The sequence below is a fragment of the Duganella sp. CF402 genome, from assembly GCF_900109645.1.
In the GTDB taxonomy this organism is placed as follows: Bacteria; Pseudomonadota; Gammaproteobacteria; order Burkholderiales; family Burkholderiaceae_D; genus Rugamonas.
In genome coordinates, this window is sequence record NZ_FOBG01000001.1 from 2,598,400 (window position 1) to 2,614,486 (window position 16,087).

Sequence of the window (16,087 nt, forward strand, 5' to 3'; positions counted from 1 at the left end):
TCGATTTGGAAACCAAAACATGAAAAAAGTACTCATTCTCGGCGTGAACGGCTTTATCGGCCACCACCTGTCGAAGCGCATCCTGGAGACCACCGACTGGCACGTGTACGGCATGGACATGAATACCGACCGTATCACCGACCTGCTGGAGAATGAGTCCTATAAACCGCGCATGCACTTCTTCGAAGGCGACATCACCATCAACAAGGAATGGGTCGAGTACCACGTCAAGAAGTGCGACGTGATCCTGCCTTTGGTCGCGATTGCGACCCCGTCGACCTACGTGAAAGCGCCGCTGCGCGTGTTCGAGCTGGACTTCGAAGCCAACCTGCCGATCGTGCGTTCGGCCGCCAAGTACGGCAAGCACCTGGTGTTCCCGTCGACCTCGGAAGTGTACGGCATGTGCCACGACGAAGAGTTCGATCCTGAAAACTCGGAGCTGATCTGCGGCCCGATCAACAAGCCGCGCTGGATCTACTCCAACGCCAAGCAGTTGATGGACCGTGTGATCTGGGGCTACGGCATGGAAGGCCTGAACTTCACCCTGTTCCGTCCATTCAACTGGATCGGCGCCGGCCTCGATTCGATCCACACGCCGAAGGAAGGTTCGTCGCGCGTGGTGACCCAGTTCTTCGGCCACATCGTCCGTGGCGAGAACATCTCGCTGGTCGACGGCGGCCACCAGAAGCGCGCCTTCACCGACATCGACGACGGCATCGACGCCCTGATGAAAATCATCGAGAACAAGAACGGCGCCGCCACCGGCAAGATCTACAACATCGGCAACCCGGTCAACAACTACTCGATCCGCGAACTGGCCAACATGATGCTGGAACTGGCGCCGAAGTACCCTGAGTACGCCGACGGCGCGGCCAAGGTCAAGATCGTCGAGACCACCTCGGGCGCCTACTACGGCGCTGGCTACCAGGACGTGCAGAACCGCGTGCCGAAGATCACCAACACCTGCGACGAACTGGGCTGGAAACCGACCACCACGATGGCCGACGCCCTGAAGAAAATCTTCGACGCCTACCGCAGCCAGGTCGCCGAAGCCAAAGCACTGGTGGACTAAGCATTGAATCAAAAACCATTGATGGTGTTGAAGATCGACGTCGACACCTATCGCGGCACCCGTGAAGGCGTACCCAACCTGGTACGCATGCTGAAGGCGCACCAGGCCGGTGCGACCTTCCTGTTCTCGCTCGGCAAAGACCACACCGGCTGGGCCATGCGGCGCGCGCTGCGTCCGGGCTTCTTCAGCAAAGTGTCGCGCACCTCGGTGGTGGAACACTACGGCTTCAAGACATTGATGTACGGCGTGCTGCTGCCCGGCCCTGACATCGGCAAGGACTGCGCGGCCGAAATGCGCGCGGTGCAGGACGCCGGCTTCGAATGCGGCATCCACACCTGGGACCACGTGCTGTGGCAAGACAACGTCGCCAAGCGCGACGCTGCCTGGTCGCAAGCCATGATGCGCAAGGCCGCCGCCCGTTTCACGCAAGTGTTCGGCGTGGCCCCGCGCACCCACGGCGCGGCCGGCTGGCAGATGAACAACGGCGCCTTCGTCGAGCATGACAATGCAGGCTACGGCTACGCCTCGGACGGCCGCTGCGTGCTCAACCCGGACGGCAGCCTGGCTAACCCGGCCGACGGCCCGCATCGCCTGGCCGATGGAAACAAAGTGCTTGCGCACATCCAGATGCCGACCACCCTGCCGACCCTGGACGAAATCCTCGGCTGCGAGATCGACGGCGTCACCATCACCACCGGCAACATCGCCGCCTTCCTGCTCAAGCTGACCGAGGGCGCCGGCCGCGACCACGTATATACTTTGCACGCAGAGCTTGAAGGACAGAAACTTGCCCCCATATTCGAGCAGTTGTTGGCAGGGTGGCAAGCCCAGGGATACCAACTGGCGTCGATGGCCGACTACTACCAGAAAATCCAGCACCTGCCGCTGCCGGTTTGCCCCATCACCTGGGGCGAACTACCGGGACGCTCGGGCAGCCTGATTATTCAAGGCCCGGCCCAAGCCCATTGAACCGCTTCAGGAGACGCCTGTGACAGATGTAGTAACCGATTTTTCCGCGCCGATGACCAGCGGCCAGACCTTCCAACTGTCCGGCCGCCCGGCGCGCTACACCGTGCTGTTCTTTTACCCGAAGGACAACACCCCCGGCTGCACCACCGAAAACATGGCTTTCCGCGACTTGCACGAGCAATTCGCAGCGGCCGGCGCCGAAATCTACGGCATCAGCCGCGATTCGCTGCGCTCGCACGAAAGCTTCAAAACCAAGCTGGGACTGCCGTTTGAACTGATTTCCGACCCTGAAGAAGCGGTCTGCCAGCAATTTGGCGTCATGAAGATGAAGCAAATGTACGGTAAGACCGTACGCGGCATCGAACGCAGTACGTTTGTGATTGACGCTAATGGTCAATTGGTGAAAGAATGGAGAGGCGTGAAGGTGGCGGGTCACGTCGACGAAGTGCTGGAATTTGTAGCGCGTCAGGCTTGAACGGTGCGTTGCAGTTCCGGTTTGCTCAACCAGCAGGAACTTAAGCACATTTTGAGTCAACACTGTACCTCTTACCCTCCTCGGTGGCCAGCCGGCCACCTTGCGGTACTCAACGGGCTGAAACTATGCCCATCGGCAGTCTTTCACCTGTTTTCCCCTCAAGCATCCATCCCATGCGGCCGCGCGCCCCAGGGCGGATTCCTCCTTTATTTTTCCAATTGAGATCCTGATGCCACTGCCAAAAATTCCAAGTAAGCCAGCGACTATACTGCTGGCAAAAGATTACCCCAAGGCCAGCGGCCGTGTGACGCCTGCCCTCGCGGCAGTTGCCGATATTGCGCCAGAGCCTGCCCCAGCGCCGAAGAAAGCGGCGACCGTGAAAGCCGTCCCTGCAGCAAAGAAACCGGCCGTTGCCAAAACACCGGCCAAATCCAAAGCCGTGGCCGCCGTACTGAAAGCCGCGCCGGCCGTGCTGAAAGCCGCCGCCGACACCGTTGAAGCCAAGGGCAAGTCCTCGCCGCGTGGCAAGGTCACTCCGATCACGGCCGAAGCGCCGCATCCAGCCAAGCACAAGGCGAACGAGGTGACCATCAAGTCCTCGACCAGCCGCCACGCCGACCAGACCGGCGCCACCAAGATGTTCGTGCTGGATACCAACGTGCTGATGCACGATCCATCGTCGCTGTTCCGCTTCGAGGAGCACGACGTCTACCTGCCGATGATGACGCTGGAAGAACTGGACAACCACAAGAAAGGCATGACCGAGGTGGCACGCAATGCGCGCCAGGTCTCGCGCACGCTGGACGCGCTGGTCTCCAACACCGACGACGACGCCATCGAGAACGGCATCCCGCTGTCCAAGCTGGGCAACAAGGACGCCAAGGGCCGCCTGTACTTCCAGACCCGTCTGCAAACGGCGGAACTGCCGGTCGGCCTGCCATCGGGCAAGGCCGACAACCAGATCCTGTCGGTAGTGCGATCGCTGGAAGCGGAGCAGGAAGGCCGCGCCATCGTGCTGGTGTCGAAAGACATCAACATGCGCATCAAGGCGCGCGCGCTGGGCCTGCCGGCCGAAGACTACTTCAACGACCACGTGCTGGAAGACACCGACCTGCTGTACTCGGGCATCGTCCAGCTGCCGGACGATTTCTGGAACAAGCACGGCAAGGACCTCGAATCGTGGCAGGAAAATAAAAACGGCCAGAGCGCGACGTTCTACCGCGTCACCGGTCCGTTCGTGCCGTCGATGCTGGTCAACCAGTTCGTGTTCCTGGAGCCGAAGAATGGCGAAGCGCCGTTCTATGGCCAGGTCAAGCAGATCAACGGCAAGACCGCCGTGCTGCAAACCCTGCGCGACTTCAGCCACAACAAGAACAATGTGTGGGGCGTCACTGCCCGCAACCGCGAGCAGAACTTCGCGTTGAACCTGCTGATGAATCCGGAATGCGACTTCGTCACCCTGCTGGGCCAAGCCGGTACCGGCAAGACCCTGCTGGCCCTGGCGGCCGGCCTGGCGCAAGTGCTGGAGACCAAGCTCTACAACGAAATCATCGTCACCCGCGTGACGGTGCCGGTCGGTGAAGACATCGGTTTCCTGCCGGGCACCGAGGAAGAGAAAATGTCGCCGTGGATGGGCGCGTTTGACGACAACCTCGAAGTGCTCAACAAGTCCGATTCGGACGGCGGCGAGTGGGGCCGTGCGGCCACGCAAGACCTGATCCGTTCGCGCATCAAGATCAAGTCGCTGAACTTCATGCGCGGCCGTACCTTCGTCAACAAGTTCCTGATCATCGACGAGGCGCAGAACTTGACGCCGAAGCAGGTCAAGACCCTGGTGACGCGCGCCGGTCCGGGCACCAAGATCATCTGCCTCGGTAACATCGCGCAGATCGACACGCCTTACCTGACCGAAGGTTCGAGCGGCCTGACCTATGTGGTCGACCGCTTCAAAGGCTGGTCGCACAGCGGCCACGTCACCCTGGCGCGCGGCGAACGCTCGCGCCTGGCCGACCACGCCAGCGAAGTCCTGTAATGAAATAAACGATTTACCTCGTTTCTTCAGCCCCGCCCGCAGCGATGCCGGCGGGGCTGATTTTTTTATGGTTGTCGGAAGACGGCAACAGCGGCCGGCACCGGCTTACAAGCTAATCCTCATAGGGTGAGGCGATTTCCTGCGGCAACAATCGATAGCAATCACGCAAATTGACGTGTGCGGCAGCCAAAAAAAGTGCTTGAAACCGGCGGCGACCTGTATGACACTAAACTCCCAACTCATTGATTTTGCCCGTCTTTCCCGCCTGTTGAGGTAAGCATCATGGACATCCCTATCCTGATCCAGAAGTCGGTGGGCGCCAAAAAGCAGTACGGCGTCACCGTGCCGGACATTCCCGGCTGCGTCACGACTGGCGAGACCGTGGACAAAGCGATGAGCAACGCCACCAAGGCCATCTACGGCCACGTCGGGCACTTGCTGGAGCAAGGCAAGCCCTTCGAACTGCGCGCCTCGGAAGTGGAAACCCTGTCGCAGGAGCCGGATTACGCCGGCGGCATCTGGGCCCTGGTCAGCCTCGACTTCGCCAAGCTCGACGATCCGCCCGACGATTAAACTTGACCTTCCCACCGCTGGAAGGATTACAGTGTACTCATCCAAACTGTTATGGGAGTACGCGATGTACCAACTTCAAGTAGAAAACATGAGTTGCGGCCACTGCGTGGGCGCGGTCACCAAGGCCGTGCAAGCGGTGGACGCGGCAGCCAAGGTCGAGATCGACCTCGCCACCAAATCCGTCAAAATCGACAGCGCCACGCCGCTGGCCGCACTGAAATCCGCCATCGCCGACGCCGGCTACCCGGTCACCAGCGCCGCCTGACTATTTGTCCAGCTCGGGATAGTGGCGGAAGATGCCGGTTTCGTTGAAGGGGATGCGGCGCCTGGAGTTGAGGTAGGCGGCGATGTTGGGACGGGCGGCTACCTTGTCGTGCAGCGCGACCAGATTGGAATAGGACGGTTCCAGCCTCGCCATCGTTTTCGGGAAGGCGTAGCGCAGGCCTTCGATGAGCTGGAACAGCGATAAGTCCACGTACGACAGCCGCGAGCCCACAGCCCAGCCGCCGCTCACCACTCCTTCAAAATAATCGAGGAACTTCGGTATCCGCTGCTCGCGGAAATCCTTGGCGCGCTTCCTGGCTTCCTTCTTTTGATCCTCGTAATAGAGATTGGTCGAAATCGGATGATGCGTGTCGTGCGCCTCATTCACGATGTCCGCTATCGTCAACTGTAGCTGGTTGGCCCACAAGCGTCCTGCTTCCGTACGCGGCGCCAGCTTGTGTTTGGCACCGAGGTACATCAGTATATTGGCCGTCTGCCCTATCAACAGATCGCCCACTTGCAGCACCGGCGGCGCAAACGATGGATGATCGACCTGGCCGCCATCCAGGCTCGCCAGCATCTTCGGCATGCCACCCTTCTGCCGCGCCACGTCCACATAGGGCACGCCCGCTTCCTCCAGCGCCAGCCGGACGAATTCCCCGCGCCCCTGCAAACCGGGCCAGTACAGTAGCTGGTAAGGTGTCGTCATGCCAAACATGGTAACACCTTACCAAACCGGCCTAAAACACTGCTTTGACCGTCATCCGGAAGCTGCGGCGCTCGGCCGGGTGGTAATGGATATCGTCCACGCCTTCCGCCGGTTCACCCGGCAGGCGCGAGGCGTAGTAGTAGTCCACATCGCTGACCTTGCGGTCGAACAGGTTGAAGGCGTCGAGTTGCATGCTCCAGCGGCGATTGAACTTGTAGCCCACGCGCGCATAGGCGATGGCGGTGGTGGCTGAACGCACGCTGTTATCCTCGATCAGCGGGCGCGGACCAAAGTAACGCATCTGGAAAGCCGCCGACCACGGACCAAGATCGGTGATGGTCGCACCGAACGAGGCCACCTTGCCGATCGCGCCCGGAATGTAATCACCCGCCTCGTCATGCTCGGTGTAGTGCGCGCGCGAGTAGGCCAGGTCCAGGTCGAACAGCAGCCACGAATTGGCGATGTAGTGGTTGTTCCACTCGATGCCGGAACGGTAACTACCACGGCTGGCCGAGGTATCACCCGCGTCGCCCGAGAACACCAGTTCCGAATCCGAACGCAGCTTCCACACCGCCACCGAGCTTTGCAGGCCGGGCAAGAATTCGGTGCGCGCGCCGATTTCCGCGCCGCGCGTTTTCACCAGCGGCGTGACCGGATCGATAGGCTCGCGCTCCTTCGGCGTCAGGTGCACCGTGGTGCCGCGTGCATCGTTGCTGTGGAAGCCTTCGCCGTAGTTGACGAAGAATTCGGTCTTGGCCCAAGGCCCCAGCACCACGGACACTTTCGGCGACGTGGTGCCGGCACTGACCTTGCCCGAGTTTTCGGCGATATTACTGTCCACATCGAAGCGATAACGGTCGTAGCGCAAGCCAGCCGTTGTGCGCAGCCAATCGCGCCATTGCACCGTATTTTCCAGATACGCGCCAACGCTGCCCTCTTGCACGCGCGATTCCGAAATCGTGCGGAGGGTCTGCTGGTTGCGGGTGGCGTGCAAAGCCAGTGGCGACAGGTAGTCGTAGCGTCCCTGCACACCAACCTTGTTGCTGACATCCAGCCCACCCCAGTGGCTGAACCACGTCTGCGCCACATCGAAGCCACCCAGGCGTCGCTTCTCGGTCTGGCGCGACTGGTCGCCGTTGACCGGGTCGTCGAGGAAGTAGGTGAAGTCGTTGTACAGCATCAGGCTCGATTGCACCAGATAGGCATTCGCCTGCAGCAGCGTGTCGCTGGTGCGCTTGCGCAGGGTGGCGGACAAACTGTAACGCGACGTCGCGCCGCCATCGCTGGTATCAATCGCGCCATACGGATCCAGCTCGCCGCTTTGTACCGCGCGCAGCGGGATCTGGTTGCTCGCATACCAGGCGCCCTTGTAGAACATGCCAGTGACGCTGAACTGATCGTCGCTGGCGCCTTGCGAATAGCGCAGCACACCGAGGCTCTTGTGGAAGGCTTCCGGTTCCACCCACGGGCCGTTGTTGTGGCCCAGCTCCGCGCCGTACACCAGATTGCCCGCACCCAGCGGCGTCGATCCGGTCACCACCGAACGTATGTATTGGTTCTCGCCGACGGTCACACTGGCGGTGTTTTCTTTCAGCTTGTTCGCCAGCGTCATGTGCGCCGCGCCGGCCGATGCGAAGTCGCCTTCGTCCGCGTAGTACGGGCCTTTCTTGTAGTTGATGCGGTCCACCAGCTCAGGGATCAGGAAATTCAGATCCGTGTAGCCCTGGCCGTGCGCATGCGTGCGCATGTTGACTGGCATGCCGTCGACAAAGGTGGCGAAGTCGGTGCCGTGATCGAGATTGAAGCCGCGCAGGAAGTACTGATTGGCCTTGCCGTCGCCGCTGTGCTGCGTGACGATCACGCCCGGCACAAACTCCAGCAGCTCGCCCGCACGCAACGCCGGACGATTCGCAATCAGCTCCGCAGTGACCGCGCCCTGGCTGGCCGCGCCGGAGGTGCCGACGCCATTGTCGTAGTGACCGCGCACCTCCACCGTCGTATCCACGGTTTCCGAAAAAGCAGCCAGCGGCACCATTGCAACCAGCGCGACGAGGGACTTACCGATCATACAAAGCCTTTCAATTGCCGAAGTTTGTTACGACGCGCGAGATAACCGATGCCCACCAGTGCAGCGGCCAGCGCCAGCAGCACGAGCGTGCCCACTGTCTTCTGGACCGTGGTCAGATTGGACAAGGATTGCATTTCAAAGCCGCTGACTTTAGTGTCGGCAGCTTCCGGTTTGGCCTGCGGAGCAGGTTTCGCCCTGGCCTGTGGTGGCGGCGGTGGCGGGTGCTGAGTCTCGGCCTTTGCCTGCAAGGCCTGCAACTCGGCGGCGGCATTTTGCATCGCCGCCTGCGGTGACGGCGCTGCGCCGCCAACTCGCGCGGCTTGCACAGCACCTTTCACGATACTAGCATTGGATCCCACGTTTGGCGCGAACTCCGCATTGAATTGCGGCGCTATTTTTAACGTCGCCTTGCTGCACGAGTCGGCACTGCACGCCACGCCGGCATCTTTGATGGCGATAGCATTCATTTGGCTCAGTTTCCTGAACACTGCGTCGCTCGGCTTCCAGTAGCCACGTTCAACGGCGCTCAGCATGCGATCCGTCATCGCCTGGTATGCGCGCAGGTTTCCGGCGGCGGCAAAACGCTCGCGCACCTTGAGGCCGTGGCGATCCTCGACATAGGTGTCGTACATGCGCTGCCACTTGCCGTTGTCCACCACCTCCGGCACCGTGACCTGCCACGCCCACAGATAGTCCACCACGCGGTTGATGTAGCGCGCACCGGAATAACCTTCCTTCAGCATGCTGTCGGCCCAGCGCGGATTCAGATAGCGCGCCTGCATCTCCTGCCCCATGTACTGCTCCAGCGTCTTGTGGCTGGCGCGGCGCGGGTTGGCAAGGTCGCTGACCATCACCTCCGGCGTCTTGCCGTCCACGCTGCGGATCGCCATCGCGGTGCCGCCAAGGTACTGGAAGAAGTCATCGTTATCGAGCGTCGCAAACAGATTGCTGGAACGGCTGTGCAGCGCGATCTGGCTGCCGGACAGCGCCTGCTTGAACAACTCGCGGCGCTGCTCGGGATTGGCCTTGTCGTCGCCCCAGTAGCCAGCGCCGAACGGATGGCTCATGCGGTTGATGAACACGTCCGCCACTTCCTTCTCGTTCTTCCATGCGTTGGTGAGCGGGATCAGCTTTTCAATCTGCGTGCCATATGCGCCGCTCGGTACGCCGAAGATGCGCACCGACGCCATGCGCTGCGCCTCTTCCGCAGTGATGCCACGCGCGGTCAATGCGGCGGCCACTTTGCGGCTGTGCGCGGCCATCACGTTGCCGCCTTCATCGTCCTGCTTCTGCGCCAGCTGCGCGGCTTGATCCATCAGCGTGAGCAGATTCGGGAACAGGTCGCGGAACAGGCCGGAGGACACCAGCGTCACGTCCACGCGCGGGCGGCCCAGTTGCTTGCGGCTCAGGGCTTCCACGCCGGTGACGCGGCCACGCTCATCCCACGTTGGACGGATGCCCATCAGCGACATGGCCTGCGCTTCCATCACGCCTTCGTGGCGCGAAGTCTCCACGCCCCACAAATTCATGCTGAGTTTTTCCGGATACGCGCCGTGACGCTTGCGGTAGTCGTCCACCAGTTGTTGCGCCAGTTTTGCGCCGGCTTCGTAGGTGGTCTTGCTCGGAATGCGCGAGGGATCGAGGCCGAAGAAGTTACGCCCGGTCGGCAGCGCGTTCGGATTGCGCACCAGGTCCGCGCTGGCGCCAGTCGGAATGTAGCGGCCCGACAGCGCCTGCATCAGGCGATCCAGTTCCAGCTGCGCGCTTTGCTCGATGTCCGCTTCCAGCTGCGCGATGCGCCTGGCCTTCTGCTCCGATGTGGAAGTGTTATCGAGGCTGACCACGGCACGCGCGGTGGCGTTGCGCTGCTCCGCCGCCGGCGCCACACCGAAGGTATGCAGGCCGAATGGCGTCAGCTTGTTGCCGGTGTCGTCGAGATATTCCTCGAGGCCTTCCATGTCGGCTTCCGATTTCAGCTCGCTCTTCTTCATGTCCTTCAACACGCCGCTCTTTGCTGCAAGGCGGTTGATAGCTTTCAGGTGGCTGGCTGCCAGCAGCGGGCTTTTCTGCTCGGCGACGCGATAGTCGTTCAGCAGCGCGCCCAGTTCGCGCAGGTCGGGGTTCAGTCCCGCCACATCAAACGGCGGTGTCATATGGTCGATGATGGTCGCCATGCCGCGACGCTTGGCCTGGATGCCCTCGCCCACATCATCCATCACGTACGGATAGATATTGGGCATGGCGCCGATCAGCGCTTCGGTCGGATCGCTGTCGGACAGGCCGGCTTCTTTACCGGTCAGCCATTCCTGCGTGCCGTGGGTACCGATGTGCATGACCGCGTGCGCGTTGAAGTCCTTCTGCAGCCAAAGGTAGAACGCGATGTACTCGTGCGATGGCGGCATGCTGACTTCATTGTGCAGCTTCTCCAGGTTCTGCTCCCACGCGCGGCCCGGCTGCGGCGCCATCAGCACATTGCCGAAGCGGCGCGCCGGATACACGAAGAACGCTTCGCCTTTCGCGTTGCGCCACAGGACCGGCGCCTTCTCCGGCTTGCCCCACGACTGTTCGATCGACGCGCGCAGCGGCTGCGGCAACCGCGCGAACCACTGCTGGTAGTCGGACAGCGGCACCAGCAAGGCCTGGCCACTCTCGGCCAGATGCTTCAGGCCCGCCATGTAGTCGCCCTTGGACTTGCCGGGATAGTTGCCCCACTTCTGGATCTCGCCTTGCAGCTCGCCTTCGCTGGCGGGCAGCGCGTCGCCGGTGCGGTAGCCTTCCCGCTTCAGCCGCTGGACGATTTGCCACAAGCTCTCCGGCAGCACGTTCAGATAGGCCGCGCCGATGGTCTCGGAACCGTGCGGATAATTAAAGTAGATCATGGCGACGCGCTTGTCGCCGTTGGTCTGCTTGCGCAGCGCCAGCCACGCGGCCACGCGTTCGTTGAGGCGCTCGATGCGTTCCGCAATCGGCGTCTCTTCAACGTAGGCCAGGCCGGTCTGCGCATCGCTGATGCGTTCACGGCTGGCAACCACGGTCGGCTGGATCAGGCCTGCCGCTTCCGCGCCGGCCAGCTGCCATGTGCGTTCGATGATATCGAGGCCTACCTTGGAGTCCTGCCACTGCGCGTAAGTCTGCTGGCTAAGGGTGATGGCGTTGATCGCCGGGACGCCCAGCTGGTCAAGCAGCGCGCCCACGCTGGCGGTGCCGCCCACCTTCATGCCCAGTGCCACGATCAGGTCCACGCGGCTCTTGCCGTTTTCGTCCAGCAGCAGCTTGAGCGGCGTTTCATACGGATAGCCGAACACCGGCACCACGTTGTAGCCGCTGGCCTCCAGCCGCGCGACGATGGCCGCCAGCGGCAGCGTTTGCCCCGCCACCAGGCTGGCGCGGTAGAACGGCACGGCGATCCACGGCGCGCCCGGCTTGTGATGCGCGTAGCCGCGCACATAATCATCCCAGCCGCCGACGGTGCGGTTGGCCTGCACGTCGTACAGCCCTGCATCCGGCATCGCATGCACCGGCGCCACGCCCACCTGCGAGCCGAAGCTGTTGCGCAGAATGTAGCGCAGCAGGTTGCCGATGTTCTCAACGCCGCCTTCAGCGTGATATGCCTGTATTGATTTGTCGTCGCGCACACCGAGTTCGCGCAGGCTGTCATCGATCGCACCGACAGCGAACACCGGCTTGCGCGCTTTTTGCAGCGCCTGCAGTTCGGCGGTGAGGCCAGCCATCGCCTGCCGTCCCTTGACGCTGATGACTGCCACGTCGGCAGTGGCGAGCGCAGCGCGGTCGGCCGGTGTCAGGCCGTTCACCGGGATGATGCGGATGGAGAGATTCAGCGCCTTCAGTTCGTCCTGCAGGCCGCGTACCGCCAGCACCGTGGGGCGCGATTCCACATCGCCCAGCATCAGCGCCAGCGTGCGCGGGGCCTGCGCGGAATGCACCGGCACCACGTAGCCGGCCACGCAGAGCAGCAGCAAGGCCAACGCCCATAACTTATTCCGGAACATAGACCACCTTCCCGTCCGGCAGCTGGTAGGCCGTGCCCAAACGTTTGCCGGAGCCGGACAGCGGCTTGTCGCTAACCTTGCTCACTTTGATTTCAGCGCCCTTCTTGGTCAGCACTTCCACGCGGCCGTCAGCCGACTTCTTGGCGATGGTAACTTCGGAATTCGGATCCAGCAGGTCCATCATGTTCCAGGCCGAGAACAGCGCCAGCATCATCGCCACGATGAACACGATGCTGGCGTCGAACAGGTTAGCGACGCCCGATAGAGGATCTTCGCCATGCTCGCCGAGACGCGCATAGCGGTGTTTGTTCAGGTAGCGCATGTCAGGCCTCCGCGCGAACCAGGTGCGGCTTGGCGCCGTGCGACGCCAGCAGCGCTTCGGCGGCGAACGCGATCTCGGTCAGATCGCTGCGCAGCCAATGCTCGCGCACCAGCGTCAGCACGTAGGCGCTGACGCTGCACGCCAGCCCGACCACGGTGGCGGTGAAAGCGGTGGTCATCGACTCAGCCATCTTCGGCAGATTGCCCTGCGCGAGGCCGGCCAGCGAGATCCCCATCGGGATCAAGGTGCCCATCAGGCCCAGTGCGGGGCCGACGCGCACCACGAAGCGCACGCCGTCGAGGCGGCGCACGCCGCTGGCGTCGGCACGCTGCACCACGCGTTCAAGGCGGGCATCGAGTGCCGGTTCGCCTTCCTGCGCGGTGAGGGTTTCGGACATCTCCTTGCGCGCGGTGGCGACCAGCATACGCACGCCCCGGCGGCGTTCCAGCCATTCTGCGGCGAAGGTGCCGAAGCACACCAGCATGTGCAGCACCAGCGCGGCGATGCCCAGCAATACCGGCAGGTAGAGCACATTGGAAATGGAGTACAACAGCGTTTCAATAGAATGAATCGCTGCGTCAACAGGCAGATTTTGCATAAACGGATTGTGAAAACAGAGCGCAAACCACTCACTTCCCCGTGAGTGGATTGAACAGAAACGCTTACGCGCTTCCACCTGTTTGGCCGGTATCCGGGCTCGCAAGCAGATCCGCCTGACCTTCCCATGCATGAAGCACAGTGGTTTAGCGTAGCGGATTGTCGTCGCGTGGACGACGCTTGTTTACCGTTGCGGGGGCAGCACAGGTTGGCCGGCGACGGCTCCTGTTTCCCGTTTAACTGCGCATCTGGACAGACGCGCGGGCACCAAAACGTGACGGGATTATACGTTAGTCGGCAAGGCTTTGGAGAATTGGGCAGTCAGGGCGATCATCGCCGTGGCAGCAGCCGGCCAGTGTTTGCAGGGTGTCGCGCATTTCGGTCAGCTCGGCGATGCGCTGGTTGAGCTGCGCCACGTGGCCCAGCGCGATGCTCTTCACGTCGGCGCTGGCGCGTTCCTTGTTCTGCCACAGCGACAGCAGGTCGCGGATCTGGTCGAGCGAGAAGCCCAGCTGGCGCCCGCGCTTGACGAAGCGCAGCGTGTGCAGGTCGTTCTCGCCGTAGACGCGGTAGCCGGCGTCGCTGCGCTTGCCGGCCGGGATCAGGGCGATGCTTTCGTAGTAGCGGATCATTTTGGCGGATACGCCGGTCGCCGTCGCTGCCTGGCCGATGTTCATGTTTGCTCCGGTTTCCAGCGCCGCAGCAGCAGCGCGTTGCTGATCACGCTGACCGAGCTCAATGCCATCGCGCCGCCCGCCACCATTGGGTTGAGCAGGCCGAAGGCCGCCAGCGGGATGCCGATCAGGTTGTAGATGAAGGCCCAGAACAGGTTCTGGCGGATTTTGTTGTAGCTGCGGCGCGAGATCTGGATGGCGGCGGCCACCAGCGCCGGGTCGCCGCGCATCAGGGTGATGCCGGCGGCGTGCATGGCAACGTCGGTGCCGTTGGACATGGCGATGCCGACGTCCGCTGCGGCCAGCGCGGGAGCGTCGTTGATACCGTCGCCGATCATGGCGATGGTGGCGCCGTCTTGCTTCATGCCGGCGACGGTGCTGGCTTTGTCGGCGGGCAGCATGTTGGCGACGATACGCTGGATGCCGAGTTGCTGGCCAATGGCGTCGGCGCTGCCCTGGTTGTCGCCGGTGAGCATGACGGTTTGGATCTTCATGGCGTGCAGCGCTTGCACGGCGGCGCGGGCTTGCGGTTTGATGCGGTCGCCGAAGGCGAGCAGGCCGATGAGTTGGCGTGCATTGGCGTCGGCCAGCCAGGAGATGGTGTGGCCTGCGCGTTCGAGCGCGTCGGCGCGCGTGGCAAGCGTTTGCAATGGGATGCCGTGTTCCTGCATCAGGCGCGTGCTGCCGAGGATGAGCCTCGCGCCTTCCACCGTCGCCGCCACGCCCCGCCCCGGCAGCGCTGCGACCTCAGACGCGAGCACAGGAGCGCCGGCGGCCGGCGACGGCGCGGCGAGCGAAGACTGGGAGGCCAGCGGCACGGCAGGCTGCGCCGATGCGGTGCGCGCTTCGGCCGCTTGCAGGACGGCGCGGGCCAGCGCGTGTTCGCTGCCGCGTTGGACGGCGGCGGCCAGCTGCAGCAGGCGCGTTTCGTCGCTGCCCGGCGCGGCAACCAGTTCTGCCAGCGATGGCTGACCTTCCGTCAGCGTGCCGGTTTTATCGAAGGCCACGGCGGTGATGCGGTGCGCCAGTTCCAGCGCCTCGGCATCCTTGATCAAGATGCCGTAGCGCGCCGCCACGCCGGTGCCGGCCATGATGGCAGCCGGCGTCGCCAATCCCAGCGCGCACGGGCAGGCAATCACCAGCACCGCGACCGCATTGATGATGGCCTGCTCCGCATCGCCGCCATAAAGCCACCAGCCCACAAAGGTCAGCAGCGCCAGCATCAGCACCACCGGCACGAATACCGCGCTCACGCGGTCCACCAGATGCTGGACCGGCGCCTTGGCCGCCTGCGCATCCTCCACCAGCCGGATGATGCGCGACAGTGTGCTTTCAGCGCCAACCGCGCTCACGCGCACCAGCAGCAGGCCTTCGCCGTTGATCGCACCACCAGTCACGCGCTCGCCCGCATGGCGTGCGACCGGCAAGCTCTCGCCGGTGATCAGCGCTTCATCGACATGGCTTGCACCTTCGGTCACGCTGCCGTCAGCGGCAATGCGTTCGCCAGGGCGGATGACGATGATGTCGCCAACGCGCACTTGATTGATGGCGATGTCCACATCCTGCCCATCACGGCGTACGCGGGCGGATTCGGGACGCAGCACTTGCAGCGCGCGGATGGCGGCGGCGGTCTGGCGCTTGGCGCGCGCTTCCAGCCATTTGCCCAGCAGGACCAGCGTGATCACCACCGACGAGGCTTCAAAGTACAGGTGCGGCATGGCGCCGCCGGCCATTAGCTGGTAGACGCTCAAGCCATAAGCGGCGCTGGTGCCCAGTGCCACCAGCAGGTCCATATTGCCGCTGCGCGCACGCACGGCCAGCCAGCCGGCGCGATAGAAACGAGCACCCAGCCAGAACTGCACCGGCGTGGCCAGCAGCCATTGAACGCGCCCATCCAACATCCAATGGACACCGGCGAGATCGAGCAGCATGGGAAGCAGCAACGGCAGGGAGAGCAGCGCCGCCAGCGCGACAGCGTGGCCGCCCTGCGGCACGACTTGCCGACGCGGCGCAGCGGCGAGTGGCGAAGCGGGGGTGGAGGTGCTTGGCGCGGCGGCGGGAGCATCGGCCAGTGAGGCCTGGTAACCGGCTTTGTCGATCGCTTGCGCCAGCACGGCGAAGTCCAGCGGCTGGGCCGACTCCACGCGCGCCAATTCGGTGGCGAGGTTGACGCTGACGTTGTCCACGCCCGGCACGGCCGCTAATACCCGCTCCACCCTGCCGACGCAGGACGCGCAGCTCATGCCTTCAATTTTGATCGCTTGCTGATTCATGGGACACCCAATGCTGTTTCACCACCTACAGCATCAAGTATCCCACGAT

Annotated in this window: 13 protein-coding genes and 1 riboswitch; of the genes, 6 read left to right on the plus strand and 7 right to left on the minus strand. The window is 62.9% G+C overall.

Features of this window, described 5'->3' with window-relative positions:
* Positions 1-19 precede the first annotated feature (19 nt).
* From BMZ70_RS11650 to BMZ70_RS11675, 6 genes are all read left to right on the plus strand, one after another.
* Complete coding sequence (locus tag BMZ70_RS11650) at positions 20-1,072, plus strand: bifunctional UDP-4-keto-pentose/UDP-xylose synthase (protein WP_092273974.1); 1,053 nt, start codon at positions 20-22, stop codon at positions 1,070-1,072.
* Between the two features lie 21 nt (positions 1,073-1,093).
* Positions 1,094-2,041 carry a polysaccharide deacetylase family protein gene (locus tag BMZ70_RS11655; RefSeq protein ID WP_092277776.1) on the plus strand — a complete coding sequence of 316 codons (948 nt, stop codon included), beginning with the start codon at positions 1,094-1,096 and terminating at the stop codon, positions 2,039-2,041.
* Positions 2,042-2,060: 19 nt separating this feature from the next.
* Positions 2,061-2,516, plus strand: a complete 456-nt coding sequence (locus tag BMZ70_RS11660; RefSeq protein WP_092273977.1) for a peroxiredoxin — start codon at positions 2,061-2,063, stop codon at positions 2,514-2,516.
* Positions 2,517-2,745: 229 nt separating this feature from the next.
* The gene (locus BMZ70_RS11665) at positions 2,746-4,548 is read left to right on the plus strand and encodes a PhoH family protein (protein ID WP_092273980.1); all 1,803 of its coding nucleotides are present in this window, start codon (positions 2,746-2,748) and stop codon (positions 4,546-4,548) included.
* Between the two features lie 282 nt (positions 4,549-4,830).
* A complete protein-coding gene (locus BMZ70_RS11670; RefSeq protein WP_092273983.1) occupies positions 4,831-5,121 on the plus strand; it encodes a type II toxin-antitoxin system HicB family antitoxin in 291 nt (96 codons plus the stop codon).
* Between the two features lie 64 nt (positions 5,122-5,185).
* Positions 5,186-5,386: a heavy-metal-associated domain-containing protein gene (locus tag BMZ70_RS11675; RefSeq protein WP_092273986.1), complete on the plus strand. Its 201-nt coding sequence runs from the start codon at positions 5,186-5,188 to the stop codon at positions 5,384-5,386.
* Here BMZ70_RS11675 and BMZ70_RS11680 read toward each other — a convergent pair whose 3' ends face one another.
* The 7 genes from BMZ70_RS11680 to BMZ70_RS11710 form a co-directional block, all read right to left on the minus strand.
* On the minus strand, positions 5,387-6,094 hold the full coding sequence (locus tag BMZ70_RS11680; protein ID WP_092277778.1) for a glutathione S-transferase: 708 nt from the start codon (positions 6,092-6,094) through the stop codon (positions 5,387-5,389).
* Positions 6,095-6,125: 31 nt separating this feature from the next.
* Complete coding sequence (locus BMZ70_RS11685) at positions 6,126-8,162, minus strand: TonB-dependent receptor (RefSeq protein ID WP_092273989.1); 2,037 nt, start codon at positions 8,160-8,162, stop codon at positions 6,126-6,128.
* A complete protein-coding gene (locus BMZ70_RS11690; RefSeq protein WP_092273992.1) occupies positions 8,159-12,172 on the minus strand; it encodes a cobaltochelatase subunit CobN in 4,014 nt (1,337 codons plus the stop codon). The genes BMZ70_RS11685 and BMZ70_RS11690 overlap by 4 nt, the downstream gene beginning before the upstream one ends.
* Positions 12,159-12,494, minus strand: coding sequence for a DUF2149 domain-containing protein (locus tag BMZ70_RS11695; RefSeq protein WP_092273995.1), 336 nt, complete (start codon positions 12,492-12,494; stop codon positions 12,159-12,161). Before BMZ70_RS11695 ends, BMZ70_RS11690 begins: the two co-directional genes overlap by 14 nt.
* Before the next feature lies 1 nt (position 12,495).
* Positions 12,496-13,044 carry a MotA/TolQ/ExbB proton channel family protein gene (locus BMZ70_RS11700; protein ID WP_229205379.1) on the minus strand — a complete coding sequence of 183 codons (549 nt, stop codon included), beginning with the start codon at positions 13,042-13,044 and terminating at the stop codon, positions 12,496-12,498.
* Between the two features lie 114 nt (positions 13,045-13,158).
* Positions 13,159-13,378, minus strand: a riboswitch (cobalamin riboswitch).
* Positions 13,379-13,381: 3 nt separating this feature from the next.
* The gene (cueR, locus tag BMZ70_RS11705; RefSeq protein WP_092274002.1) at positions 13,382-13,768 is read right to left on the minus strand and encodes a Cu(I)-responsive transcriptional regulator; all 387 of its coding nucleotides are present in this window, start codon (positions 13,766-13,768) and stop codon (positions 13,382-13,384) included.
* Positions 13,765-16,038, minus strand: a complete 2,274-nt coding sequence (locus tag BMZ70_RS11710; protein WP_229205380.1) for a heavy metal translocating P-type ATPase — start codon at positions 16,036-16,038, stop codon at positions 13,765-13,767. Before BMZ70_RS11710 ends, cueR begins: the two co-directional genes overlap by 4 nt.
* Between the last annotated feature and the right edge of the window lie 49 nt (positions 16,039-16,087).

Coding starts and splice junctions, on each gene's coding strand:
- BMZ70_RS11690 (WP_092273992.1), bottom strand. CDS start 12,172: ATGTTCCGGAATAAGTTATGGGCGTTGGCCTTGCTGCTGCTCTGCGTG.
- BMZ70_RS11665 (WP_092273980.1), top strand. CDS start 2,746: ATGCCACTGCCAAAAATTCCAAGTAAGCCAGCGACTATACTGCTGGCA.
- BMZ70_RS11695 (WP_092273995.1), bottom strand. CDS start 12,494: ATGCGCTACCTGAACAAACACCGCTATGCGCGTCTCGGCGAGCATGGC.
- BMZ70_RS11675 (WP_092273986.1), top strand. CDS start 5,186: ATGTACCAACTTCAAGTAGAAAACATGAGTTGCGGCCACTGCGTGGGC.
- cueR (WP_092274002.1), bottom strand. CDS start 13,768: ATGAACATCGGCCAGGCAGCGACGGCGACCGGCGTATCCGCCAAAATG.
- BMZ70_RS11670 (WP_092273983.1), top strand. CDS start 4,831: ATGGACATCCCTATCCTGATCCAGAAGTCGGTGGGCGCCAAAAAGCAG.
- BMZ70_RS11680 (WP_092277778.1), bottom strand. CDS start 6,094: ATGACGACACCTTACCAGCTACTGTACTGGCCCGGTTTGCAGGGGCGC.
- BMZ70_RS11685 (WP_092273989.1), bottom strand. CDS start 8,162: ATGATCGGTAAGTCCCTCGTCGCGCTGGTTGCAATGGTGCCGCTGGCT.
- BMZ70_RS11710 (WP_229205380.1), bottom strand. CDS start 16,038: ATGAATCAGCAAGCGATCAAAATTGAAGGCATGAGCTGCGCGTCCTGC.
- BMZ70_RS11650 (WP_092273974.1), top strand. CDS start 20: ATGAAAAAAGTACTCATTCTCGGCGTGAACGGCTTTATCGGCCACCAC.
- BMZ70_RS11655 (WP_092277776.1), top strand. CDS start 1,094: ATGGTGTTGAAGATCGACGTCGACACCTATCGCGGCACCCGTGAAGGC.